Source organism: Psychrobacter frigidicola (genome assembly GCF_007997305.1).
GTDB lineage: Bacteria > Pseudomonadota > Gammaproteobacteria > Pseudomonadales > Moraxellaceae > Psychrobacter > Psychrobacter frigidicola.
Window position 1 is genome coordinate 1,524,690 of record NZ_VORZ01000001.1, and the last position, 24,983, is coordinate 1,549,672.

Here is a 24,983-nt window from a genome sequence, read left to right on the forward strand (position 1 = left end):
TGTTAATTATTAATATTAATCTTTAGAACTGCTGACGACTTTAAAACTGCTGACGAATAGTAATGATCTGATCACCGCGTTTTACCTCAATTTGGGCGTCACCGGCTTGCTGAATTTGCTGTAATAACCCTGCATCTTGCGCTGGGCTATTGCCCACCGACTTGCCATTGACCGACAGCACTTTATCACCCGGCTCCAGACCTAAGCGGTTACGTACGCCAGCTGGCATACCTGATGTGACTTGATAGCCTTCGCCTGATGCCATCACACCCATACGGCTAAGATAATTGGCTGGGTTTTCCTGCAGGCCAGTCACCGCCTCATCAATAGCCGAATTTGGATTGTTAGCATCCGTAACTCCGGCAGTATCCGTACTTTGTCCATCGAGCATTGGCGCACCTTCTGAAACTGGCGGCGCAGCTGACAACATATTATTGTTTAGTAAGCGCTGATTCCCCATTGCATCGGCAGCCAGTCCTCGTTGGTCAAGCGGCATCGAATCCGCCATGCGAATAACTGTTTGTTGGTCAGCGGCGTCAGCAATAATAACAGCATTCCAATCAACTGCTATTAGCGTATAGCCGCTATTTTGCAGGCTGTCACCAATTCGGTAATTTTTGACCTCTCCATTGACGTCCAATAATGCAGAAGACAAGCTTTCTGGTATGGCAAGCAGCACCCCTTTTAGCGCGACATTAGGCGGTGGTTGTGCCGCTGCTGCAGTGGCCGCGGGGTCAGCGAATATCGCAAATATACTGCTGTGGTCTACAGCCGATGCTGCATTGTTTTGTAATGGCAAAATGGCCAACGCAGGCGGCGCAGGTGCTGCTAACAATAACCATAGAAGCCTTGCCGCTGTCCAGCATAACCAGCCAATGGCTACCAGTAGCAGCCACCCAGAAAACCGATTCATAATCTCAATCACCGGTTTAAGACGGCTCGTCATCATTAACATTTACTGCGTTCCTGACCCTGATAGCCCTGACAATAGTGGCTGGCGCACGCTGACTACTGGCGTATCTTGCGGCGCTTGACCTTTGTATTCTGGCATAGTTTCTAACAAACGCTGAGTTAAGCTGACATCAAGCATGTTATCGCCATCAAGATATAAATCACCTAAACGCTTATCTTGATTGTTTAGCAAGTTAACATGTAGCAAGTTTTTATTATTTTTTTGCTCAACACTTAGTTGCGCGCGCAGCGGCGGCATGGTGAGATAGAATGTTTTACCGCCACTAGGATAACCCACCTCACCGCCAACCCATGTCAACTGCCCGTCTGCTTGACTAAAACCCTTAGCTACTGAGCCTGAGCCTGAGCCTGTTCGACGTTGCAACGATACCGCATTCACCTGAATAGGCGTATTAGGTAATTGCCAATCGACCACACTGGTCAGCGTTTCCGGCGCAATTTTACCACTCATCTCATTAATCTGCCATGACCCACGACCCCATTTCACTTGCCCATCAAGACGCGTCTGTCCACTACTCACCTCTACATTTGCGCCAATCTTGCCTAGCAACAACTGCCAAGGTTGCCATGACCATGTCGCTACCCCAGTCAGCGGTGTTGCGGACAGAGGTAGCTGCCAAATCGCTGAGCCTTGCCACAAGTTACCAGACACATGCTGAACATAAGGCGAGTTTGGGGCAAATTTTTCCAATACCCACGCTGCTGGCATCTGTAATAAAGCAGATAGCGCAAACAAAACTAATCCAACCAGCCACCACAGCTTACGAGGGCGATTATTAGACGATGACGACGCGTGAGCCACAGGCAAATTACTCTTATAACCAATAAAAATGCCATTATCATAACAAACAATCGCCTAAAGATGGCAGTAAAAAAGCCAGCATCCTCGAAAAGATACTGACTCTTGTTTTTTCAAAAACTTACTTATTGTTTCACTTATTTAAAGAGCAAGTGAACGCATAATTATCTACTTAGATTTATACTTAAGACACTAAGATATAAGCTTAAATATAACGCTTGTACTTATACCGCAAAGTCTTCAATATCTTGACCAGCAGCTAGCGCAGCGACCAACCATGTTGGCTTACGACCGCGGCCAGTCCACGTATCATTACTATCTTCAGTATTACGATACTTAATATTGCGTTTCTTCTCTAAGCTTTCACCTGCTTTTAAAATCTCTTCAATCGTACTGCCGCTAGCTTTAGCAATTTTTTCAAATTGAATATAAGCGTCGTGCAAGCCTTGATGCTGTTTTTTGGTAATCAATTGCTGTGCATTTTCTGTAATAGCGCGTAGCTCATCTACATTCAAATTGTCTAAATTAATGGTATTACTGTTGTTCATAATAGTCTCAGTTCTAATGCAATTTATATATAATTCATCCATTTAATAATCACTAGTATTGTATTAACAAAATATAAATAGTAGTGATTATAAGAACGGTAGATTAACACAACTACTTATAATATTAAATACAAAGCTTTAAAGTATTTAATAACTTTCATTATATTTATAAATTGAATATTTTTCATTTATTTTTTATTAGAATTATTTTAATTTAATGTACTGTGATAAACACTTTATTAGTAAACACAATTTTACTAATAAAATCGTCTGTAGTAATAGTTTTTTAACAATGAAAACCTTATTAAAAAACTAGAGTAGTTATTTGTATAAGTTTTACGGTACTACTCCATTATGAGTAATAACAATCTCAAAACTTAATGCAAAGAACCCTTACTTTAGTAAGGGTTCTTATCAATAAACTATAGGTTTATAAATACAATATCTTGTTATTGTATAAATTAGAACGGAATGTCATCATCAACTGGACCATCTGGCATAGCAGTTGGCTTCGGCTGAGCAGGCGCTTGTGTTGGCTTATTAAATTGATTGGCCTGATTGGGAGCGCTTGACTGGTTATTAAAACTGTTTTGGACACCCCCTTGCATACCTTGGTTTGACGCCCCGCCCCCTTGGTTATAGCCGCCTTGTTGATTGTTTGACTGTTGGCCACCACCAAAGTTATTTTGACCGCCTTGGTTACCTTGGTTTTGATTACCATAGCCTTGTTGACCACCTGTATTTTGGTTATTGCCTTGGTTGCCAAAGCCACCATCTTGTCCGCCACTCGCACCATCTAGCATTTGCATCTGTGAAGCTTTGATATCAGTAGCATAGCGATCGCTACCGTCTTGAGCTTGGTACTTACGAGTTTGCAGACTGCCTTCGATATAGACTTTACTGCCTTTACGCAAATACTGCGCAGCAATTTCACCCAAGCGGTTGTATAAGGCAATACGATGCCATTCTGTTGCTTCTCTTTTTTCACCGCTTTGCTTGTCTGTCCATTGCTCAGAGGTTGCAACTGAGATATTGGTTACGCTACCGCCGTTACTAAATTGGCGCGTTTCAGGGTCTGCACCGAGGTTACCGATAATGATGACTTTATTAACACCGCGCATAATACCGTCCTTTTTTAATGAATGACTCTATAAATTTATAAGTTTAATTATGACTGACTTTATCAAAAAGTTAATGATTTTTTAATAAAACTAACTGATGTATCATTAATATGATTTCACTTTAACCAATTTTTTCTTAAATATCCAGTAGGTGATTTGCTGCATACGACAGCTAATGTCGTGATATATTACTCTGTTTAACCTTATGCCGTTCTAAATAAACAACATGCTATTTTAGTTAGTCTACCAGCTTACTTACGATGCAAGCTTAAAGTCACGCTACCCAACTCAACACCATATTTTGTCATTACGGAACGATTGAGCATAACGTCTTTGTTGATTAAATACATCCAATCATCGAAGTTTACTTTATAAATTTTATCATCAACGGGCAGCTCTAATAAATACTGCCAATGCAAAGTATTACCAACCACCTCACCCGTCGCCTCACCGATAACGTCGCCCGCTACCCCTTTCCATTGCCCATCCGCTTGCTGAGTCAGCCGCCATATACGCTGTGACTTTGTTCCATCCGCCCAAGAAAATTTCTCATCTAAAACGATGACATTATCACCTTCATGAGTCGCATCAATATCGACATAAAATCTTTTTTTGACTTCGCCATTGCGCCCTTGAAACATTCCCCAGCCCTCAATCTGACCTGAGAAAAACTGCTGCATATCGAGCGTTGGCGTTGTATCTTGATAAGCCTGAATATTTTGGGTAGCACAACCAGAGGCCAATAACGTTATTGACAAGCCACAGCCTATGCCAAGCTTAGCAAGCGTTTTAGTCATACTGGATAACCTATTAAATTTACTCATCTTAATTCCTTTTTAGATAGAGAATGGAGGTTATTATGTTACTCGATAGCTGCTACTGTTTTAGTGTATATTTTTCTTAAATATCTAGGGGGCTTTGTACAAGACGCGACAGTTCTTGTCGTGCATTATCGGTCAGTTGGGTTTTGTCTAATTTTAAATAAGCAACTTGTTCTTTTGCCATGACTACCAGTTCATCGACACCATTAATCGCCAACATTTGACTCGCCCAGTCTTGAATATCGATATTTTTCGGTATCGTGACGGTGGTACTTGATAGATATGGTGGATCGGCAATCGGGATAATAAGTAATAAAGATGCCGCCATTATAATAGCCAATAAGCCCCACGCTAATAAGTTAGGCTGATTAAGCAACAAGCCACCCATCGCTCCGCCAACAAACGCGCCAAAGAATTGACTGGATGAATTCAAACCCATCGCTGTCGCCTTATTAGAGACGGGTGCGCGTTTGGATATCCAAGAAGGAATAGTCGCCTCTAGTAAGTTAAAGCCCATAAAATATAGCAATAAGCCTAAGATAATACCAATGCCGACCTGACTGCCAAGCGCAAGTATCACTAAGGAAGCCGTCATTAAGCCAATAGCCCCTAAGAATACTTGGCGCATTTTGCGTTTCTTTTCGGCAATAATAATAAAGGGGATTGCTACGGCAAAACCAATAAATAATAGTGGCAGATAGACCAAACCTTGCTGGCGAACGGTTAAGCCCATGACCTCTGAGAGTTGATGCGGTAAAATTACGAATATTGCGGTCATGGTTAGATGTAGCGCAAAGATACCAATATGTAATCGATTTAAATCACCAATTTTGAGGACGTCAGACAACTGCTGACCAATCGATTTACTATCTAAATTGTGCTTGAGAACGCGCATAGGCGATGGGACGACCAACAGCAATAACATGGCCAAAAAGGCAAAGCCTGCGGTCAACCAAAACAGTCCTGAAATACCAAGCGAGCCGACCAATAAAGGCCCAAACGCAAACGCCAACATAATGGACGTCGCAATGGTTAATCCCATCGTCGCCATCGCTTTAGTACGCATCTCCTCACGGGTGACATCAGCTAGGAGCGCCATGAGCACCGCAGAGACCGCGCCACTACCCGCCAGCGCACGACCAATAATCACCTCATAAATATCAGTAGCATTGGCGGCAATAATACCGCCTATCGCAAACAATATCAGCCCAAGCATGATAATAGGCTTTCGTGGGAATTTATCCGCAGCAAGACTCATCGGTATCTGAAAAATAGCTTGCCCAAGCCCATAAACCCCGACGGCTAAACCAATCAAAAATGGCGTTGCATGGGCATAGTCGTTACCATACACAGAAAATACCGGCACAATCATAAATAGGCCAATCATTCGCAAGGCAAAAATGCCGCCGACCCCTAAAATTGCCCGTTTTTCTACGCTATTCATACGTGCCTCACTGGTTTATCATTTAGCGACTCAGGTGCTGTATCTTAGTTACGATACAGCCTTACACTATAAAATCGAGCTATAGCTATTATAGCATCGACATATCTTCATATATTTATTGGTCAACATGGTTATTAATCAAGGCTATCTAACCTATTAATAAGACTATTTTTAATAGTCTTATTAAGCGATAGTCTTATTAAGCGATAGTCATGATACTAGATAGTCATGATACTAATCGCCATCTTTATTAGGCTGGCTTAGAAATCAAGCCCCACAGTATAAAACATTAGGCACTCAGTTGCCGATACTTTTATATCCTTAGCCCCCCTACATTAACCTCAATATTTAGCTAATAATTTTGTTACCAAGTGCATCCTATACTTACTTATACCTTGAATAATACGCCCAGCATGACAATAAAGTAGAACAGCCCAGAGAATATCAAGCTTTAACTATTTTATTTATATAAAAACATTATTCAAACTTATAACAATAACCCATACTTTTTCAACGTTAAAGCGAGCCTATTTAAAGACAGCTATTTGAAACACAACTTCTACTTTTTAAACGAACTATTCACTTAGTTTAAATGAATACATTAGAATATGATTATCCTTAATTCATCAAAACCTACTTACTTTTACCTCTATTCATTTAATTAACCTTTTTTGATATTTTTAATCAGCATTCTGTAAGTCTTATGCTTGTTTTAATAACCCTTTTAGCAAATAGGAAACCTGTAACCGATGGCACATGACCACATCGCAATACGCGGCGCACGCACCCATAATCTAAAAAACATTGACTTAGACATTCCACGCGATAAATTCGTGGTAATTACTGGCCTCTCAGGTTCAGGTAAATCCTCTTTAGCATTTGATACACTTTATGCTGAAGGTCAACGTCGTTATGTCGAGAGTTTATCGGCCTATGCCCGTCAGTTTTTATCACAAATGGAAAAGCCAGAAGTTGATAGTATTGAAGGACTGTCACCGGCAATTGCTATTGAGCAAAAATCAACCAACCATAACCCGCGCTCAACGGTAGGTACGATTACCGAGATTTATGACTATTTACGCCTATTATATGCGCGTATCGGTACGCCCTATTGTCCAGAGCATGGCGAGCCGATGGTTGCCCAGACCGTCACTGAGATGGTTGATCAGGTCATGGCGCTGCCAGATGACAGCAAAATGATGATCTTAGCACCGGTGATTCGTGACCGTAAAGGTGAGCATACGGTATTGCTTGAGCAACTGGTCGGACAAGGTTTTGTGCGTGTGCGGGTCGATGGTCATGTCTATGATATGGACGAGCTACCAGCGCTTGAAAAAACCAAAAAGCATACGATTGAAGTTGTCGTCGATCGCTTTAAAGTGCGTGATGACTTAGGTAATCGGGTGGCCGAAAGTTTGGAGACAGCGCTACGTTTGGGTCAAGGTTTGGTCATCTTGCATTATATGGATGGCAATCCAAAAGCTGATGGCAGCGACAATCAATTGATGTCGGCAAAACACAGCTGCCCCGTTTGTGATCGTGCCGTGTCTGAACTTGAACCGCGCATGTTTAGTTTTAACAATCCATATGGCGCCTGTCCAGCTTGTGATGGCTTAGGCAAACGTCAATATTTCTCAGCTGAGAAGCTGATTACCAATCATGAGAAGAGCCTGAATCAAGGGGCGATTAATGGTTGGGATAAGCGCCATGCTTATTACTTTGGCCTACTATCTACGGTCTGTAATCATTTTGGCATTGATATGGATGCCCCGTGGCAAACGTTGTCAAAAGAGCAGCAAGACCTGATCATGCAAGGCTCAGGAAAAGAAAAGCTAACCTTTAACTTTACCGATGAGCGCGGTCGCAAAACCAATAAGACCATTCCTTTTGAAGGGGTGTTGCCTTATCTTGAGCGCCGTTATGCCAAAACCCAAAGCAACCTAGTGCGTGATGAGTTGGCAAAATATCTAGCCGATACCACTTGTAACGTCTGCGATGGCGCGCGTCTTAATGAGATTTCACGCAACGTGCGCGTTGACGACCAAACGATTGCTGAAATCGTTACATTGTCTATCGGTGATGCGGCTGACTACTATAAGACCCTTAAAATTGGCGGTCATAAAGGGGAAGTCGCTGAAAAAATCTTTAAAGAGATTAATGAGCGTCTGAACTTTTTAGTCAGTGTCGGACTGGATTATCTATCACTTGCCCGTTCCGCTGAAACGTTATCAGGCGGTGAAGCCCAGCGTATCCGTCTTGCCAGCCAAATCGGTGCGGGTCTGATGGGTGTGATGTATGTGCTTGATGAGCCGTCAATCGGTCTGCATCAGCGTGATAATGATCGCTTGCTGAAAACTTTGATGCGCTTGCGTGATTTGGGCAATACCGTATTGGTGGTTGAGCATGACGAAGATGCCATTCGCCACGCTGATCATGTGATTGATATCGGGGTCGGCGCGGGTGTTCATGGCGGTCATGTTATCGCGCAAGGAACCGTCGATGACATTATGGCGTCTGAGGAATCCCTCACCGGTCAGTATATGTCTGGCAAGCTGAAAATCGAGATTCCTAAAATTCGTCATCAAGCAAAAATGATTGATGTTGAAGTTTCAGGTAAAGCCAAGCCCAAAAAAGTACCGATGACCATTGAGCTAAAGGGAGCTATCGGCAATAACTTACAAAACGTTGATTTGACGATACCTGTTGGCATCATGACTTGTGTTACTGGGGTGTCGGGTTCAGGTAAGTCGACCTTGATTAACCGTACTTTAATGCCATTAGCCGCCACCCAGCTCAACAATGCCTCAACCCTTATTGCGGATAAATTTGAAAGTATCAGTGGTCTTGAGCACTTAGATAAAATGGTCGATATTGACCAAAGCCCAATCGGTCGTACACCGCGCTCAAATCCAGCAACTTATACCGGTGTCTTTACCCCAGTGCGGGAGATGTTCGCCCAGACTGAAGATGCGCGCGCCCGTGGTTATAAGCCCGGCCGCTTCAGCTTCAACGTTAAAGGTGGACGCTGTGAGACCTGCCAAGGTGACGGTCTCATTAAAGTTGAGATGCACTTTTTGCCAGATATGTATGTACCCTGCGACAGCTGTGATGGCAAACGCTATAACCGTGAGACTTTAGAGATTCGTTATAAAGGCAAAAATATCGCCGATGTGCTCGATATGACGGTTGAAGATGCGACTGAGTTTTTTGCCCCCATTCCCGCTATTCATCGCCGCTTAGAAGCTTTAATGGAAGTTGGCCTCAGTTATATTCGTCTTGGTCAATCAGCGCCAACGCTATCTGGCGGTGAAGCGCAACGGGTCAAGCTAGCGCGTGAGCTGGCCAAGCGTGATACCGGACAGACGCTCTATATATTGGATGAGCCCACCACAGGTTTGCATTTCCATGATATCGCCAAGCTGCTCAATATCCTTCATGCGCTGCGTGACAAAGGCAATACTATCATCGTGATTGAACACAATTTAGACGTCATTAAAACCGCGGATTGGGTGATTGATTTGGGCCCTGAAGGTGGTAAAGGGGGTGGTCTGATTATCGCTGAAGGCACACCGGAAGAAGTAGCGGAAGTTAAAGGCTCGCATACTGCTGAGTTCTTAAAGCCGATGTTGCAGCAAGCAAGCTGATAAATACTCTTAGATAGTTACGAAAAGGTTATTCTTAAGGGAATAACCTTTTTTTGTAGTAATCCCCACTTCCAAAAGTAAAATCCTAGATTTAAACCAAGCTTATGAATAGATTCTAAACATCTGAAAAAATTGATTTTTTATTTTCTTGACCAAAGAGTTTTCGTGGTTTTTTTTCACTTCGTTTACTGAGTTTATCCTCATAACATTCTTCTGTATTTAGCCGATAAACATCAGGACTTTCTACGAACTCCAACCAACCTTCCTTCATCCACCTTTCGATCACATCTTTACCCATTATTGAAATTAAATTAGCAAGTTGTGCATGTGGAGAACTAAAATAATAAATAATTAAATTTATAGAAGGATTTGGACCTTGGTTAAAACTAAATATTTCTTTAATATAATCACTATCAGAAGAATCTAAGGAATGCCCCCATATGTATATTTCAATTATTTCATTCGAACCAAGAGTACTAGTTTCAAACTTTTCTTTCTCCAAACCAGTTAGATCAGGATTGCCTCTTAAGAACTGATAGTCTGTATTATTAACCAGTTTTTGATAGTACTTTACAAACCCATAGGCTTTTTCTTCTACTAGCAGTTTATTTTCTAAGGCAGATATACCTAAAACTATTGTATTAGTGTTATTAACTCCAGTCTTTCCATGTAAAAACTGTATATGGGCATGATTATAGATTCTTTCCACAGTAGAAGAATAATTGAAACTATAGATAGTACATTCATCTTTTGATAAAGCTTTAGGTACAACTAATGTTTTCCTAGGGTTAAAGGTATCAATGTACTCAATATATATAGAAAATATTTCAATAAAATTGTTCCAGTGCTTAATTAGATTTAAAAACACTTTATTCGTATCTAAATAGACAGCACGTCCATGATAATATTTAATAAACTCTCTGTTTAAGATGAAATGCCTTCTGTCAACTTGATTTTTCTCGATAATCTCAAACTGCCATAATATTTTGACAATAGCAGGATGTTTTCTGAACATTTTTTCTGTAATTAGCTTTGCCTGTATGCTTGCTACTTTCCTGTCTTCTGCTATGAGAAAGTGCTGAGCATCTCTTTCAATCTCATCCACTAAACTACATATTGAATTAAGAGCATTTTTAATTTCATTCTCAAAATCTATCCACGTATCTATTCCGCTATCAATTTGACTTTTAAAAAACTGAAACCAGCCATTATCGATTAACTTGTCTCTCAAGTTATCTACTTTTTCTGCTGTCATTTCTATTTCTTCTGTCTTATATAGTTCCTTACATTTAGTGAGAATAAAGTCTTCGTTATCTAAAAGATCTTTGTACAAATGCTCAAATGCTAATGAGGTATCTGATGTAGCTTCTTCTACCACTCTCATTGCATGGATAAAGTGTTCATATTTTGTTGGCAAGAAATGTGCTAGGTCGAAACCATTACCAATTATCAGTATTCTTTCTCTTACAGTCATGAACTTCCTCTTTAGCAAACCTACACTAGACAGTTTATCTAGCGATAAATTAAATAATTTTTTAATCATTTTATATTTTTAGTGTTGTAACTCAATCTGTATTTTTTAACTAATGATACTACTCTAAAAATAATGGCTAGCAATAGATAAAATATTTCGTTTTTGCTAAATAAACTCCCGCACCACATTCATCACCCGACCATCTACCGTACGCTCTATTTTGTCCTCGATTTGACTGCACTGTGATTCGACCTCACGCTTAGACAGCCCTACTACAACGAACGTCCATTCACTAGCATCATGCCGATCACGTTCCCCACTTTCACATACCGCAACGCTTGGATTATTGCCAAAGCGTGCATGTAAGCCGCCCATGCGTCCGCGCTTTTCTTTTAACGAGCCACATCCAGGCAGAGAAAAACTCAGAGTGAGGATGACGATATGCATTTTATGCTCCTTGCTAAAATATCCGCTTGTTTAGATTCGCTTGAATTTTCAAGCCACTTACAGACAGCGCAATCGGGTTACTGCTATGATGCTAATAACAACGACCGCTGAGAGATAACCATGTGGCAGGTATACTTTTTTATTCTACCGATTGGCCTAGGTATTATGACCTTAGTGGCAAGCTTGATGTGCCTATTTGCTTATCTAATGTCTAATGATAAGGCCACCCGCCTACCCGCTTTTACTTGGTTTAAGCGCTTACTTATCGTGGCATTTCTCTTGCTTAGCGTTGGATTATTTATGACTTTTAAAAATTTTTGGTGCTAAGTTAAATCAGTTGTCTTTACTCACTGACTATTTTTTCTAATTCTAATAAGTGTAAATCTTGCCGTTTAGGCTCACCATTATTACCATCTGCTGGAAATGGCATAGACACCCCCGTCAGCTGATAACCACGACGCTCATAATAAGCCAGTAGCTCAGGTCGATGGCTTAAGATACTCATAATCAAGCGAATAGGCTGATTGTGAGAGTGCAAATGGCGTCCAGCAAAGGTTTCTGCCGCTTGTAATATCTGATGTCCCACGCCTTGCCCTTGTAGCTTAGGATGAACCGCAAACATGCCGATATAAGCATAGCTTTTATCGGCGTTGTCTTTCATATCCACCCCAATACAGCCAAGCAGCTCACCCGTTTCTTCTCCATCGCGATTACCCGTATCGGTCTTTGGGTAGACAAAAATATAATGTTTAGGGTCAGCGATAATACTGGCAAGCTCAGAGTCGGTAATACGTATACCACTGACTAAATCAGCCTCATTAGTCCAGCCTTTAGCTTGACGATAGCAGCGGTCAAGAAGTTGTTTCAGGGCGCTGACATCATCGGTTTCAGCTTGACGTAAAAATAACGTATTATCAGTCATATTATTCCCATGTGTGAAAAAAGGCTGCCAAAATATAGCGGCAGCCTTTATTGTAAACATTATAAACGTCTTATCCTAACGCGATAAAGCGTGTGCTTGGTCAATCAGATTAAACCCTGCATTTATCTGCGCTCGTGTTGGTGCATGACCGCGACGTAATAACTCATCAAAGGCGACCAATTCTTTATCACGGCCAAGTGTACTAGCGGCAGTAGCACGACTGTCTTCACCGTCATCATCAAAGTAATATTCAATATAATTAAGGATGTCAGGTGACCCTAGTAATATATTATGATCAGGCGTTTTTGCATGACCACTGTAACGCAAGCTTTTACCATACTGCATCGTCCAAAAGAATGGCGTACGTTTAGCAAGTGACTGGACGCTATCATCTTTTAAAATGGCAGCAGCAGTGACTAAACCATGTTGCAGTGCCACGCGCCAATGCTCGATGCGTAGGCGTCCCAGTTGCCCCTCGGCCTTAGCAATATCGCCTAACGCATAAACCCCATTACGCAGTTGCAGATGACTATCGACTTGTACGCCATCGGGATCATTTACTTCGCTTATTAACTCTGTTCGAGGTGCTACACCAGTACCTAAGATGACGATATCTGCGTCTATCTGCTCACCATTCGCTAAAATAATACCATCAACTTGTGAGAATGTGTCGTTTTCAGTGCTGTTTTCAGCACCCGTAATTTCATTCACGGTGGCATCTAATACAAATTTAATCCCATTATCTTCATGCAATTTGATTAAAGCATTACTGACAGTTTCAGAGATAATATTACCCATAACTCGATTGTTTTGCCCAATCACAGTAATAGAAGCTGTCGTGCCTGCCTGCGATAGCGCTGATGCCACTTCCATACCGATAAAGCCAGTACCAACGATAACGACATGCTGGTCATGAGTCGCCGCTTTAATGGCTTTAGCATCATCCATACTACGCAAAGTGTAGACGCCATCGATATCAGCCCCTTTGATAGGCGGAATAATAGGCTCAGCACCCGTTGCGACGACTAAGAAATCGGCTGTTACCTTTTCGTGAGCACCCTTCTCGTTACTAATAGTCAAAGTACGCTCATTAGGCAATACTTCACTGACGGCTTGATTTAGACGCAGGTCAATATTATTCTTCTCTGCCCAATTCGTACCGCCTAGCATGAGTTTTTCTTCATCAGCTTTGCCCGCTAAGAAGGATTTAGACAATAACGTACGGTCATAAGGCGCTTTATCATCGGCGCTGATGATTGTAATGCTCCCACCATAGCCCGTATTTCTTAACTGATGCGCCGTCATAAAACCTGCTGCACCGCTACCGACGATGACAGTATGAGTCTCAACCAGTTTATCATTTTCGACCGTTTTGTTTATCTTAGTGGCAGTATTAACCGTTAGACTGTCCCCATTATCGACAATCTCGTATTGAGTCAGCCCTTCGGTTGCTACCGGCTCTAATAATGTCCCATCACGACTGTTAAAGGAGGCATGATGCCAAGGACAAACCACGCGATTGCCACAGCGTAGACCAGTACCCAAATCTGCACCAGCGTGCGGGCACTTGCCATCAAAAGCATGAAACGTGCTGTCGTCACGGGTGATTAAAATGATACTATCATCCTCTTGCTTGTACGATTTCATACCGCCACTTGGGATGTCGGCTTTATTAATAGTTACTGTACTAATCATTGCGTTGGTCATGAGTTATCCTTAACAGTGGCGATTGCTGCTTGATTAATTATTATGTGTGGCTCGATATACATTGTCATGCGATGCAGTATTAAATAAGAACGGTATTAAACAAAGATTTAATTAACGAAGAATAATACTCATTGATAATAGCAAGACCGCTTAGAGCACGATGTTGTTTTGTATGTCTAGCACGTAGCAAAACGTAACTTTTAGCTGACTGTCTACCCTTTAACATTCAACTTTACTATCAAACTTATTTTGTGATTCTGATTTAAACGTTATAACTATCATAGACGACTACTTTATGCCTTTTCAAGAAACCAATATTACTGCTACTACTGCTCCGCTATTAAAGGAAGAAGATACGCTTGCTAAAAAGTCGCTTATTAAAGAGCCATTTGATAGCTCAAGCTTGGATTTTGCGGCGCTGACGGATACGTCAAAATTGCCACAACCAACGCTAGCGCCTTTAATGCAAGCCACTTATAAGACTTGCGCAGAAGACTTTGTCGTTAATGAAATTCTACCAAATACCTTTACGGATGAAGGTGAGCATTTATGGCTACATATGCAGAAAGTGGGGATGAACACAGCTTACCTTGCTAAGCTATTGTCTGAGTGGGCCAATATTCCACTACGTGATGTGGGTTATTCGGGCCTCAAGGATAGACACGCGCTGACGACCCAGTGGTTTAGTTTGCGCATCCCCAAAAAGCAACTGCCGCCTACTAATTTTACACCTACAGACCTTGGCGACAATGAAACGGTACAGATACTGGCTCAGCATTGGCATAATAAAAAACTGGGTCGCGGCGCGCATCGAGCCAATCAATTTGTCATTACTTTACGTGATATTCAGTTTGAGGCGGATAACTTATTAGTTGAGCAACAGCAGCTGGTAGAACAACATTTACAGCATATGAACCAATACGGCGTACCCAATTATTTCGGCCCACAACGCTTTGGTCATGGCGGTAATAATGTTAGAGAGGCACTTAGACTATTCGCTCAACCTGTAAAAAACATTAACCCATCACAAAAAAAAGGCAAACGTGCGCCAAGAGAACAGCATACCATGGCGCTATCTGCCGCTCGTAGTCTGATATTCAATAAAATTTTAGCAATGCGGGTACGCGATGGCAGCTGGAATCAAGGTATGGCAGGTGAAGTTTTTAATTTGAATGGCTCAGGATCAATATTCGCCAGTGAGCAACTCGACGATACCTTACGCGCTAGGCTTACTGAAGGCGATATTCATCCAACAGCCGTTTTGTGGGGTACAGATAATGATAAAGTAGCGGGCGCGGCGGCAAAACTTGAGACAGACGTAATACAGAAAAGCCCATTATTAACTGAGCTAGCAACCGGTTTAGAACAGCGCGACATCAAGGCTCAGCGCCGCGCGCTACGCTTACCTATTGAGGATTTGTCTTGGCAATGGAGTGACGAGCAGACGCTGGTATTACGTTTTAGTTTACCAACCGGTAGCTTTGCGACCAGTGTGTTAGCCAGTTTGGTTCAAAACCTACAAATATCATCGTTTTAAGAACTATTACTTTAAGAAACGTTGCTTTAAGTGCCATTAATTTAAGTACCGTAGCGCGGCTCATTGATCCGCCCTTCTGCTAATAACTCATTGGCGCTTACCACTTTATTACGGCCACGATCTTTGGCTTTATAGAGTGCTTTATCAGCGGTACTGATTAATCGATGACAGACGTCACTGCACAATTGCGCTGTTTGTTGACGATTAAACTGCTCAGTAGTCTGTTTATCCTTACGCGGCATTGCAATATTCTGATTATTTAGATGCCGATTATTTTGCTTATTTTTGTACACTTTGGTTTTATTATCTAGGGTTCTGTTAGCGGTAGACTTATTTTTTCTAATTGTGTTTATGTCAACGTCAGAAAGACTAGAACTATTATTATGAAGTACTGCTGCCGCACATTCTTGCCTAATTCGTAGCAGCTCCGTATGCGTTAGGGTATATACTCCAAAGCTGGCAGTTAACTGAAAACTAAAGCCAGCATCGGTTTTTATCACGTGCTGGGCAATGTTTTCACGTAATTCTTCAGCGGTATTCATCGCCCTATCATGGTCTGCATCAGGCAAAACAATCAAAAACTCTTCCCCACCATAACGACTGACAATCGCTTTATCAGTGAACGCTTGCGTTAGTACTTGTGCTACTTCGCGCAGCACTTGGTCGCCCACTTCATGGCCATAAGTATCATTAACATTCTTGAACCAATCTAAATCTAGCAAAATGACACTATAGTCCTGTGCGGTAGAGGTTGTCATAATCGTTTGCTGCATCTGACGCAAACCAAAGCGCCGGTTATTTAGCTTGGTAAGCTCATCCTGATTGGCATGCTGTAAAATCTCCTCTTTGCTGTCATCTAATATTAATAGCAATGTTCTGAAGACATAAACCATAAAAATGGCTTTAGGTAATGCCAAATACATATGCGTTGAGCGCCAAAAAAAGGCAGAAGAGCGCCGCAGCTCAGACAGATTGTCCCAGCTCAGTATGCCATTTGGAAAAAGTGAGGTTTCAATAGCATTTTCGAGGGCAGTGGCCTCGCTATAAGTGAGATAACTGTAAGTATCAAGAGGAATGGAGGTAATAGTAAGCTGACGCAAATTGGGTAAATCAATCCCAACATAAGGAATAATAGTCACCACAATAATAAAAGCAACTTGCCACAAAAAAGCACGCCAAATATAACTCCGGCGTACCAGCATCATCCCTAGCATCGCCCCGCCCACCAGTGATATGCCAGACACTAAGCTGCTGTGCCCCATCACTAAAACAACGATAGCAATATAAATGCTATAAACGACAATTAATACAATCTGCCAATAGTGCAGACGCTGATCATTATTCTTAATACGTGCTAAATGTCCAACCATCCACCAAAAAAACAGTCCCGTTAACGTAATCCCTAACCAAATTGGATACAACAAATTTACATCGACATAGATATTATAAGTATCTTGGCGTAACCAAACATACAAACACCAAAACCAATGCAGTAACACTTCGAGCACGATAAACAACGCAAGCAGCGACGCTCTGTCCGCCGCTTGCCACTCGAAGATAACTTGAGAGAGCTTTTTATAGCCTAACTGATGTATAGATACAGGCATACGTGCGCTACCGCGTGTAGGGGTCTTAGGAGATGGTTGTAAATAACCTATTTAGTGTGGCAATTTTTTAAGCCATTAGCAAACACCTTATTTGCATTACTATATTACGATTAACTACGAATAGTCTTGTCTTGTATGGCTTATAAGAACGGCCTATTCATACATAGCCTATGATAACGTCTGAAAATCTTGCCAAACGCCCTGTTGTCCAGGGTTTAAATGTGGCACATCGCCGATACGCCGCCACGGCATGTTGCTACCATGAAAGTCGCTGCCTATCGAGACCGCCAATTCATGCTCAGCAATACTGCGATCTACCATCCGCCGCGTGCTCAGCGGTTCACTATTGGCGGGAAGCTCACAGCCATCACCGCCAAGCTGAGCGAACTCTTCTATAAGCTTGCGCACTCGGGTAGCGGAGAGCTGATAACGCGTTGGATGCGCCAAGACAGCCTTGCCGCCGCAAGCATGAATTAGCTCAATACCACGCGCCATACTGAGCGCCTCAATGGCTACGTAGGCCAGCTTATTATCGGCTAAGTATTTATCAAAGGCTTTTTGCACGGTTTTGACCAATCCACGCTCATATAATACTTGCCCAATATGCGCGCGCCCAACCGCTTGCGGATTATTGCCAGCCTTAGCGCATATTTCTTGCCACAGCTCCTCATAATCAAGGGTTAATAACTCGCTAAGCTTTTCAGCAATACGCTGACCCCGCGTGGCACGACTGTCTTGCAGTTGTTGTAAAGTGGCGTGCATTTGCTCACGGTCGGTGAAATCTAGTCCCAGTACATGAATGATTTTATTGGTGGATTTATTTTTACCATAACCGCCACTAAGGGTATGTTCACAGCTAATCTCAACGCCATTAATGAGCTGCATACCGCACTGTACAGCTGCGGCGCGCGCCTCGTCAATTCCCTTTAGCGTATCATGGTCGGTCAATGCCAACACGTTAACGCCAGCCGAATGAGCGCGCTGTACGACCTCTGTCGGGGCATAAGTACCATCTGAGCAAGTACTATGACAATGTAAGTCGATTTTCATAAGTAGAGCCTTAGCGTTTTTAAAGAGCGTGTTATTAAATGTTGAGATTGAATGATAGAAAATGGTGATATCACTGCTGAAAGTAACCGTTAGCTTTGATTGCTTTTTTTTAGCGCAGGAGACGTGTAAACTACCCCATACGTTTTTGATGGAAATCCCACCTGACATGAAAGCCTTATTAGACTTCATTCCCCTGATTGCTTTTTTTATTGCTGCTCGCACCCACGGTATTTTAGCAGCAGCAGGCGCACTATTAGTTGCGACCTTAATCATCTATGCCATTCATTTTGTGCGTCAAAAAGGCAAATTTGATAAACAGCAATGGGTCGTTCTATTGTTAACCATCGTTTTTTGCGGCGGTACCCTAATCTTGCGTGATGACATCTATTTGCGCTGGAAGTCCCCAATTATTAATGGTATTTTTGCCTTAACTTTACTGGTCAGCGTCGCTATTAATAAACCTTTGATGCAATTAGCGATGAAAGATGTCTTTAGCCTATCCATGTCCGGCTGGAAAAAATTAACGGTCGCCTGGGCAGCATTCTTCGCACTTATGGGTATACTTCATTATATCACGGCATTTACAATGACGGATGAGGCATGGATTAACTTTAAAACTTACGGCTGGATACCAATTATGCTGGTGTTTGTGATTGCCCAATTTATCGTTTTAAAAAAACACATCAATCCAGCATTAACCGACAAAACTGCTAAATAAAAACTGCTTAATCCTTATTAAGCTAAAATAATTAATATTAATCCATCATACTCTCTATTATCGTACTTTCTATTAAGGAGGCCTCATGCTTTTATTTGCTATTATCGGTCATGACGTCGCAAATAGCAGCGCACAGCGAAAGATCACTCGTACTGAACACCTTGCCCGTCTGCAAGCATTAGATGCCGAGCAGCGCTTGCTTATTGCAGGGCCAACACCTATTACGCACAGTGGCAGTGATAGTAATAGTGCAGTGATAGAGATGTCAGGCAGTATTGTGATTGCTCAATTTGAATCGCTAGAAGCCGCGCAAACGTGGGCGAGCGCTGAGCCATATCTGCGTGATGGCGTCTACAGCCATGTCGATATCAAGCCCTTTATTCATGTGTTGCCAAAACCTACTGATAAGATAGAGGCATCGTGAGTCGGAACTTAAAGCAATCAGAACAAGTAAAACGGTTTATACGCCAACGCTATAGATCAAGTTTTGCTGCTGCCTTTCTAGTAGCTGCGATGAATGTACAGGCAGCACCAGTGGTGATAGAGACTGAACCGACCGCTACTCCAACTGTCGCAGCTACTCTAGGCGAGAATAGTGAAGCAGCACTTGACGCTTCTTCAACCACGCCAATGACCAATGGCACTACCTTAGCGGCACAATTACGACCAACGAACAAGGCGCTATCAGCTGCCAATCAAGATCTGCTCAGCCACAATACACAATTACGGCGACAGGTAAACGACTTGCAAACTCAAGTTAATGTCTTGGTATATGAAAGTAAAGGTCAGCTGTTTTTGTACGGCGCTTTTACGGTACTGATTAGCTTATTAATCGGCGTTCTCATATCGTGGCTGGTGTTTTCACGCCGTGAACGCTGGTGATGTTGCCAATTCTACTTTGACCTCGGATAGCCAAATGCCAGCATCGTCTATACGCCAACCTAGAACACCCAAAAAGCCAAAGAAAATCAAACCACCAGACGTGATTATTCCCGCCAACATTGATTGGCAAACGGATGATACAGGTAATAGGGTTCCCGTATCAGGTGAGTTTGGTGATGTTTATTTTTCACACGCGGACGGTTTAGCAGAGTCGCGTTATGTATTTTTGCAGCACAATCAGCTATCCGAGCGCTTGGCAAATTTAGTTCCGCAACAGTGTTTTACTATCGCAGAATTGGGCTTTGGTACCGGACTTAATTTGCTGGCATTATGGCAACTTTGGCGACAACTTCGTGCGACATATCCAGAGTTAGTCACTTCTCGTTTACATCTAATTACCACTGAAAAACACCCTATCGCACTTAACGATTTGACTCAGATATTAGCTTTATGGGGACAACGTGCACCTGAATTGGCAGACTTGATTGAGCAACTATTAGCCGCCTATCCTCCGCTTATTACTGGCTGCCATCGTCTCAACTTTAATGATGACAATCTGACGGTTGATATCTGGTTAGGTGATGCCGCTGATAGCTTAGCCAGTCTGGACTCTGAAACTGCGCTCAAACGTCCCTATATCGATGCATGGTTTTTAGACGGGTTTGCGCCCGCTTGTAATGAAAGTTTATGGGCAGAGTCGATATTTGCGCAAATTCAGCGCTTATCGCGTGTGGGTACGACTGCCGCCACTTACAGCTGTGCGGGTATTGTCAAACGCGCTTTGCAAGATAGTGGCTTTGAAATTAACAAAGTAAAAGGCTTTGGGCGTAAGCGTGAAATGCTAGCGGCAGTCATGTTAGATGAAACATCGTTAAAAGAAGCGGCGTTAGGAAAAGCTACGTCCGATAGTAATACCAAGTATTCTTCACGCATAACTACTGATAATAACGCTAATAACCTATTTATTACTACGGATACGCCGCGTCATACTATCGTGATTGGAGCGGGCGTCTCAGGACTACTTAGCGCTTGGACGCTTGCGAATCGCGGACTGCAAGTGACCATAGTTGATAAAGCTGCGCCGTTAGCTGGCGCATCCGGCAACCCTCGCGCCCTCCTCGCCCCAAACATGACGCCCATTCATCATGTCTATGAGCACTTGCATACGATTGGTTATCTATATAGCAGCCGGTTTTATCGCTACTTAAATACGCTTGCGGCCAGCAATAATAGCGCACCCGTATTTGAGCCAACGGGTACTTTAGATTTACTGGTTAAAACCAATATTGGTACCCAGCAGATTGCAGACTATCCTAATGAGATGGCAACGACTCTAAGTGCTGAACAGGCAAGCGATATGAGCGGCCTAAAAACCCAACAGTTAGCTGATCATTTACATCTGCCGCAGTCTGGCCTAATTAATCCACAAGCCTTAAAAAAGATAATACTTGCGCACCCGTTAATTACTTTTCAACAATTACAAGTTACAAAGATAAATGAGACAGAGACCAATGTTTGCATCAGTGGTCTGCATAACGATAGCCATGAGCGTGACTGTCTTATTACTATCGAAGCAGATAGCGTCGTCATTTGTGCCGCTTATGAAAGCCATGGGCTTGATAGTCGCATCGTTGATTGCAGTACAATCCGTGGGCAACTGTCTTGGTTCACCCCCACAGCTGAGCAATCGGCTAAGCTACCAAAACTTCCACTCAAATATAGCGGTTACTGCGCTCCATTTATTGGGCAAACAGGTGATGGCGATATTAACAATATCGAAGAAGGTCAGCAACAGTTTTTAGTTGGTGCAAGCTTTGTGGATGCTGACAAGGATATCTCTATCCGCAGCGACGAAAACCAGCAGAACCGTGATAAGTTGATTGCTGATATCCCTGAATTGGATAGCATTTTGCCAACTGACACCAGCCTATGGCAAGCGCGTGCCGGCATCCGTACTCAAACGCTTGATTATCATCCACTCATCGGTCGGTTAGCGGGCAGCAAACGCCTGTGGACACTGTCCGCTGTGGGTGCGAAAGGCTATGCCATAGCGCCGATATGTGCTGAAACGATAGCGGACATGATGTTAGGATGCTTTACCCCACTATCTGCCATCATGCTAGCGCGGCTGTCACCCAATCGCGCTCGGCTGCATAAAAGCCCTTAGTTTAACTGTTTATTATAGCTGGCTTAGCCGCTAAGCTACTTATTAACCTGCTTTATGATGAGCAAGTTCCCGCAGCGTTTCGGGAAATTATAGATGATATAGGCCGATAATAAGAAGGCACGCATCATAAATATGTGCCTGAATCTCAATTCTTTACGCTTAATAAGCTAATCGAGACGCGTATTCTAGAGCTGATTAGTGATTACCTAAGTCTTGACCCAAACTATGCAAAAAACGCTATCATTAATAGCGATAAGGCAAGCACGAGCTATATTATGGTGCTTAGCCAATTACAATCAATTTCAGACTTCCCATAAAAGCTAAATAGTCAAAGTGGCGTAGTCGATAAACTACTCGCCAGCCGTCGATATCTGGACAAAGTGGCTCAAGACAGTGGCATGGCAGAAGATGTCTTGAAGTTAAAATAGAAAGTTTTGAATCTATTTGAATAACTTTGCATATAAGCTTTATAGTGATAAATGACCCCAGTCCTGATTATTACTTAATCAGCTATTATCTCTTTTATGAATAACCTGCTTGTAAAGAGCTCTCTTATGAAAAGCCCATCTATGAATATATCGTTTATAAAAACCAGTCTGTCACCTTTATTATCGCCTCATTTATTGTCGCCTAATTTGTCAAAATCTAAGTTGTTAATGCCTAAATTCTATTCACGCCTGCTCCCCGCTGTTGTTTTAAGCTTATGTACGCTTAGCGGCTGTCAGAAGACACCAGAGCCGGAAACAATAGAGTCTACTTCCCAAAATACGCCCGTTACCTCTAACATTAATAATGGCAATCAAGCTGACCAAAAGCTAGAGGCAGCTCCAACAAATGAACCAAGCGTTGATGAGATAGCGGCAGAAACCGAACGTGAAAACAATTTAGCTAGACTAGAAAATAACAGTAGCGCTGAAGGCCAAGCATCAAATGCTGAAATGGCAACGCTCAGCCCGCAACAACCAAGAAAAGGCACCCAAGTCACTGACGTACGTTATCGAAATGCTGCAGGTGAAACTTTGACCGTCGTTTTTGAAACGTCGGCAACTGGTCTATTAAACGCTATTGTCACCTTGCCAAATAATACAAAAATGACCCTTAGCGCGCCTGAAGGACAAGGTAACAACCCTACTTATCATTCACCCGATGGCGATACTGAGTTGGTCAGTCATGAGGGCGGAACTGCCATTGACTTTATTCAAAACAACAAAGTAACCAGCTTTAAAGCCATCAGTGCAGAAGCTGAGGTAATTACTCAGATATAAAACAGCAATTTTACAATTGCGACCAATAAAAAGGCAGTGAACGTATCATTAGCGTTCACTGCCTTTTTATTGCTTATTAATATGCCACGCTATCTATTACATGTAGAATTATAATCCTAACTTTTGTCGTAATCGCGCCAAGAATCCCCGCTTTTCTTGTTGAGCAGATGGGGGTTGACTATTGGTTTGAGTAGACAGTTCTTGCATAGCTGCACTGTTTGACACGGCTACAGAACTTGATGGCGCGTTAGGGATCGTCTCACAGCGTGCCCGTCTGGCCAACAACGCCTCCATTGCAGTTTGCTTGCCTTTAGATACTTCAGCCTCAGTTGCTGTTTCAGCAGCTTCAATCGCGATTGAAGTGATATTAGGTAATACGGACGATGGCGGTGCAGTATTTGTTAGGTGCGTAAGACGAATATCTAGCTGCTTATAGCTATCTGCTTGTAGGCTACCTGAAAACAATAAACTACCGATTATCTTTTTGGTAGATTTAATAGAAAGTTTGGCAATGCTGGCTAACTGATTCACATCACGCGGCGTAGAGCTCAAAGCGGTCATTACGCGCAGCAACTCTTGTCGGTCGTTTTTAGTGAGGTCTGAATGACCAGTAGACTCATTATTAATAATTAAGGTCGGTTTGATCCAGTAGCGCAGCTGATAGGTCGAGTCATCATTGATTAAAGGTAGCAGTAACGTCGCTTGACGCCAAGCTTGCTCCCAAAGCCACTGAGTGAGGTCGTAAGCCCCGCTGTCGCTTGGTGCAGTCCCTTGATAAGGCTGCAACTGCCAATCCAAGCTTAATGCTGATAAGACACTATCAGCGCTTGTCTGAGGCAGCCATACACGACCCTGACGAGGCTCAATAATAGCAATCGTCTGAGAACTAGTATTAGCGTGAATAACAATTTGATGTAGACCTGTTGGCCGCTGTTGCAACTGCTGGATGAAAGTTATAAGACCCTGATAATCTTGCACGTGCACGCTAGAGGCGGGTGTAGAATTATTAAGCTGAGTTTGCGCAGTAGTAGTAGCCTTTGTAATTAACATTCGTCTGGAGGCATCATTACTCGTTTGGGTCTGCTTTACAGGCAGCTTTTCAGCGACTATTTGGTTTTGCTGTAAAATAGTTGTGATTGCACCAGCATTCTGTTTAAGCACTATTACCGACTGCATCAACCAGGCATTAAGCATATCGAGTTTTTTGAGTGGTAAAACCAGACTATCGTCTACCATCCAACCCTCGCCAATATCGGTACGGCTCACATAAAGCACGGGTTTGTGTTGCTGACTTGCTAGCAGCTTAGTAATACTTGCCGCATCTCGAAACTCATTACTGATCATAAACAAGTCAACCTGTGGATGACTGGCTGATACCCACTCAAGGTCGGCCTCTAAGCGCAGCAGTACCCGCAAATAACCTTTAAGAAGAACTTGATCTGCAGGCTTCAAGCCAACCAATGCAGTGCGTAGTACTTTTTTTAGGTTGCTTTGGCTGTTCTCTAAGAAGCTACTCACGTTATCTCTCCACAGTGCACCACTTAAACTTACTTGCCTATTACGTCCGCGCCTTTATATCTTTATACTTTTATATATACGTAATTTTGTATATGCGTACTTTCATAGATGCGTAGTTTCTAAATATTTTTACCCTACACCCTGTCACGATGCTGAGTCGCAGCTGCTGCGGTGGAGTCTAAATCATAGCACCACATAACACTATCCCTATTAAGACCTTTATTAGGCCACTCATGCGGTTGGTTTCTTATTTACATCTGCTACGGTTTTAAAAAGCTAAGACAATCATTTTTGGTAGAATAATTTTAATAAACTAGAAGATAAATTACCTATCTATCTC

Annotated in this window: 21 protein-coding genes; 8 read left to right on the plus strand and 13 right to left on the minus strand. The window is 42.6% G+C overall.

Annotated features, from left to right (window positions below):
- Window positions 1-40: 40 nt before the first annotated feature.
- From ES754_RS06275 to ES754_RS06300, 6 genes are all read right to left on the minus strand, one after another.
- Complete coding sequence (locus ES754_RS06275) at window positions 41-955, minus strand: type II secretion system protein N (protein ID WP_147223033.1); 915 nt, start codon at window positions 953-955, stop codon at window positions 41-43.
- Complete coding sequence (gspN, locus tag ES754_RS06280; RefSeq protein ID WP_147223351.1) at window positions 956-1,774, minus strand: type II secretion system protein N; 819 nt, start codon at window positions 1,772-1,774, stop codon at window positions 956-958.
- 221 nt (window positions 1,775-1,995) lie between these two features.
- Window positions 1,996-2,319, minus strand: a complete 324-nt coding sequence (locus ES754_RS06285) for an H-NS histone family protein (RefSeq protein ID WP_147223035.1) — start codon at window positions 2,317-2,319, stop codon at window positions 1,996-1,998.
- A gap of 461 nt (window positions 2,320-2,780) precedes the next feature.
- Window positions 2,781-3,440: a single-stranded DNA-binding protein gene (locus ES754_RS06290; protein WP_147223037.1), complete on the minus strand. Its 660-nt coding sequence runs from the start codon at window positions 3,438-3,440 to the stop codon at window positions 2,781-2,783.
- Between the two features lie 251 nt (window positions 3,441-3,691).
- Window positions 3,692-4,264, minus strand: coding sequence for a DUF3833 domain-containing protein (locus tag ES754_RS06295; RefSeq protein ID WP_227677921.1), 573 nt, complete (start codon window positions 4,262-4,264; stop codon window positions 3,692-3,694).
- 76 nt (window positions 4,265-4,340) lie between these two features.
- A complete protein-coding gene (locus ES754_RS06300) occupies window positions 4,341-5,705 on the minus strand; it encodes an MFS transporter (RefSeq protein WP_147223039.1) in 1,365 nt (454 codons plus the stop codon).
- Window positions 5,706-6,454: 749 nt separating this feature from the next.
- Between ES754_RS06300 and uvrA the strand changes: the two genes are divergently transcribed.
- Window positions 6,455-9,349 carry an excinuclease ABC subunit UvrA gene (uvrA, locus tag ES754_RS06305; protein ID WP_147223041.1) on the plus strand — a complete coding sequence of 965 codons (2,895 nt, stop codon included), beginning with the start codon at window positions 6,455-6,457 and terminating at the stop codon, window positions 9,347-9,349.
- Between the two features lie 115 nt (window positions 9,350-9,464).
- Here uvrA and ES754_RS06310 read toward each other — a convergent pair whose 3' ends face one another.
- The 4 genes from ES754_RS06310 to ES754_RS06330 form a co-directional block, all read right to left on the minus strand.
- Window positions 9,465-10,823, minus strand: a complete 1,359-nt coding sequence (locus tag ES754_RS06310) for an AbiH family protein (protein WP_170231077.1) — start codon at window positions 10,821-10,823, stop codon at window positions 9,465-9,467.
- Between the two features lie 165 nt (window positions 10,824-10,988).
- Window positions 10,989-11,270 carry a DUF503 domain-containing protein gene (locus ES754_RS06315; RefSeq protein WP_147223045.1) on the minus strand — a complete coding sequence of 94 codons (282 nt, stop codon included), beginning with the start codon at window positions 11,268-11,270 and terminating at the stop codon, window positions 10,989-10,991.
- Window positions 11,271-11,613: 343 nt separating this feature from the next.
- Window positions 11,614-12,192, minus strand: a complete 579-nt coding sequence (locus tag ES754_RS06325; RefSeq protein ID WP_147223049.1) for a GNAT family N-acetyltransferase — start codon at window positions 12,190-12,192, stop codon at window positions 11,614-11,616.
- 75 nt (window positions 12,193-12,267) lie between these two features.
- Window positions 12,268-13,899 (minus strand): FAD-dependent oxidoreductase, encoded by a 1,632-nt coding sequence (locus tag ES754_RS06330; protein ID WP_147223051.1) that lies wholly within the window; start codon window positions 13,897-13,899, stop codon window positions 12,268-12,270.
- A gap of 295 nt (window positions 13,900-14,194) precedes the next feature.
- On the opposite strand from ES754_RS06330, the gene truD reads away from it, so the two are divergent.
- A complete protein-coding gene (gene truD, locus ES754_RS06335; RefSeq protein ID WP_147223053.1) occupies window positions 14,195-15,436 on the plus strand; it encodes a tRNA pseudouridine(13) synthase TruD in 1,242 nt (413 codons plus the stop codon).
- A 41-nt stretch (window positions 15,437-15,477) separates the two neighbouring features.
- Here the strand turns inward: truD and ES754_RS06340 are convergent, their stop codons facing one another.
- Together ES754_RS06340 and ES754_RS06345 are read right to left on the minus strand one after the other, a co-directional pair.
- Window positions 15,478-17,043 (minus strand): GGDEF domain-containing protein, encoded by a 1,566-nt coding sequence (locus ES754_RS06340; RefSeq protein ID WP_147223055.1) that lies wholly within the window; start codon window positions 17,041-17,043, stop codon window positions 15,478-15,480.
- 168 nt (window positions 17,044-17,211) lie between these two features.
- The gene (locus ES754_RS06345; RefSeq protein ID WP_147223056.1) at window positions 17,212-18,093 is read right to left on the minus strand and encodes a PHP domain-containing protein; all 882 of its coding nucleotides are present in this window, start codon (window positions 18,091-18,093) and stop codon (window positions 17,212-17,214) included.
- A 166-nt stretch (window positions 18,094-18,259) separates the two neighbouring features.
- Between ES754_RS06345 and ispZ the strand changes: the two genes are divergently transcribed.
- From ispZ to ES754_RS06375, 6 genes are all read left to right on the plus strand, one after another.
- Window positions 18,260-18,811: a septation protein IspZ gene (gene ispZ, locus ES754_RS06350; protein ID WP_147223058.1), complete on the plus strand. Its 552-nt coding sequence runs from the start codon at window positions 18,260-18,262 to the stop codon at window positions 18,809-18,811.
- Between the two features lie 85 nt (window positions 18,812-18,896).
- A complete protein-coding gene (locus ES754_RS06355; protein ID WP_147223060.1) occupies window positions 18,897-19,235 on the plus strand; it encodes a YciI family protein in 339 nt (112 codons plus the stop codon).
- Window positions 19,232-19,693: an SH3 domain-containing protein gene (locus ES754_RS06360; RefSeq protein ID WP_227677920.1), complete on the plus strand. Its 462-nt coding sequence runs from the start codon at window positions 19,232-19,234 to the stop codon at window positions 19,691-19,693. Before ES754_RS06355 ends, ES754_RS06360 begins: the two co-directional genes overlap by 4 nt.
- A gap of 34 nt (window positions 19,694-19,727) precedes the next feature.
- On the plus strand, window positions 19,728-21,860 hold the full coding sequence (mnmC2, locus tag ES754_RS06365) for a tRNA (5-methylaminomethyl-2-thiouridine)(34)-methyltransferase MnmC2 (protein WP_147223357.1): 2,133 nt from the start codon (window positions 19,728-19,730) through the stop codon (window positions 21,858-21,860).
- A 134-nt stretch (window positions 21,861-21,994) separates the two neighbouring features.
- A complete protein-coding gene (locus tag ES754_RS06370) occupies window positions 21,995-22,177 on the plus strand; it encodes a hypothetical protein (RefSeq protein WP_147223062.1) in 183 nt (60 codons plus the stop codon).
- A 237-nt stretch (window positions 22,178-22,414) separates the two neighbouring features.
- Window positions 22,415-23,125 carry a hypothetical protein gene (locus ES754_RS06375; RefSeq protein WP_227677916.1) on the plus strand — a complete coding sequence of 237 codons (711 nt, stop codon included), beginning with the start codon at window positions 22,415-22,417 and terminating at the stop codon, window positions 23,123-23,125.
- 108 nt (window positions 23,126-23,233) lie between these two features.
- Here the strand turns inward: ES754_RS06375 and ES754_RS06380 are convergent, their stop codons facing one another.
- Window positions 23,234-24,643 (minus strand): hypothetical protein, encoded by a 1,410-nt coding sequence (locus tag ES754_RS06380; protein WP_147223064.1) that lies wholly within the window; start codon window positions 24,641-24,643, stop codon window positions 23,234-23,236.
- Between the last annotated feature and the right edge of the window lie 340 nt (window positions 24,644-24,983).

What these genes read in the sequence shown, in the direction of transcription:
- ES754_RS06290 (WP_147223037.1), bottom strand. Translation starts at nt 3,440, where the DNA reads ATGCGCGGTGTTAATAAAGTCATCATTATCGGTAACCTCGGTGCAGAC.
- uvrA (WP_147223041.1), top strand. Translation starts at nt 6,455, where the DNA reads ATGGCACATGACCACATCGCAATACGCGGCGCACGCACCCATAATCTA.
- ispZ (WP_147223058.1), top strand. Translation starts at nt 18,260, where the DNA reads ATGAAAGCCTTATTAGACTTCATTCCCCTGATTGCTTTTTTTATTGCT.
- ES754_RS06315 (WP_147223045.1), bottom strand. Translation starts at nt 11,270, where the DNA reads ATGCATATCGTCATCCTCACTCTGAGTTTTTCTCTGCCTGGATGTGGC.
- truD (WP_147223053.1), top strand. Translation starts at nt 14,195, where the DNA reads ATGCCTTTTCAAGAAACCAATATTACTGCTACTACTGCTCCGCTATTA.
- ES754_RS06375 (WP_227677916.1), top strand. Translation starts at nt 22,415, where the DNA reads ATGAAAAGCCCATCTATGAATATATCGTTTATAAAAACCAGTCTGTCA.
- ES754_RS06325 (WP_147223049.1), bottom strand. Translation starts at nt 12,192, where the DNA reads ATGACTGATAATACGTTATTTTTACGTCAAGCTGAAACCGATGATGTC.
- ES754_RS06310 (WP_170231077.1), bottom strand. Translation starts at nt 10,823, where the DNA reads ATGACTGTAAGAGAAAGAATACTGATAATTGGTAATGGTTTCGACCTA.
- ES754_RS06355 (WP_147223060.1), top strand. Translation starts at nt 18,897, where the DNA reads ATGCTTTTATTTGCTATTATCGGTCATGACGTCGCAAATAGCAGCGCA.
- ES754_RS06285 (WP_147223035.1), bottom strand. Translation starts at nt 2,319, where the DNA reads ATGAACAACAGTAATACCATTAATTTAGACAATTTGAATGTAGATGAG.
- ES754_RS06295 (WP_227677921.1), bottom strand. Translation starts at nt 4,264, where the DNA reads ATGAGTAAATTTAATAGGTTATCCAGTATGACTAAAACGCTTGCTAAG.
- ES754_RS06340 (WP_147223055.1), bottom strand. Translation starts at nt 17,043, where the DNA reads ATGCCTGTATCTATACATCAGTTAGGCTATAAAAAGCTCTCTCAAGTT.
- ES754_RS06300 (WP_147223039.1), bottom strand. Translation starts at nt 5,705, where the DNA reads ATGAATAGCGTAGAAAAACGGGCAATTTTAGGGGTCGGCGGCATTTTT.
- ES754_RS06345 (WP_147223056.1), bottom strand. Translation starts at nt 18,093, where the DNA reads ATGAAAATCGACTTACATTGTCATAGTACTTGCTCAGATGGTACTTAT.
- ES754_RS06275 (WP_147223033.1), bottom strand. Translation starts at nt 955, where the DNA reads ATGTTAATGATGACGAGCCGTCTTAAACCGGTGATTGAGATTATGAAT.
- ES754_RS06330 (WP_147223051.1), bottom strand. Translation starts at nt 13,899, where the DNA reads ATGACCAACGCAATGATTAGTACAGTAACTATTAATAAAGCCGACATC.
- mnmC2 (WP_147223357.1), top strand. Translation starts at nt 19,728, where the DNA reads ATGCCAGCATCGTCTATACGCCAACCTAGAACACCCAAAAAGCCAAAG.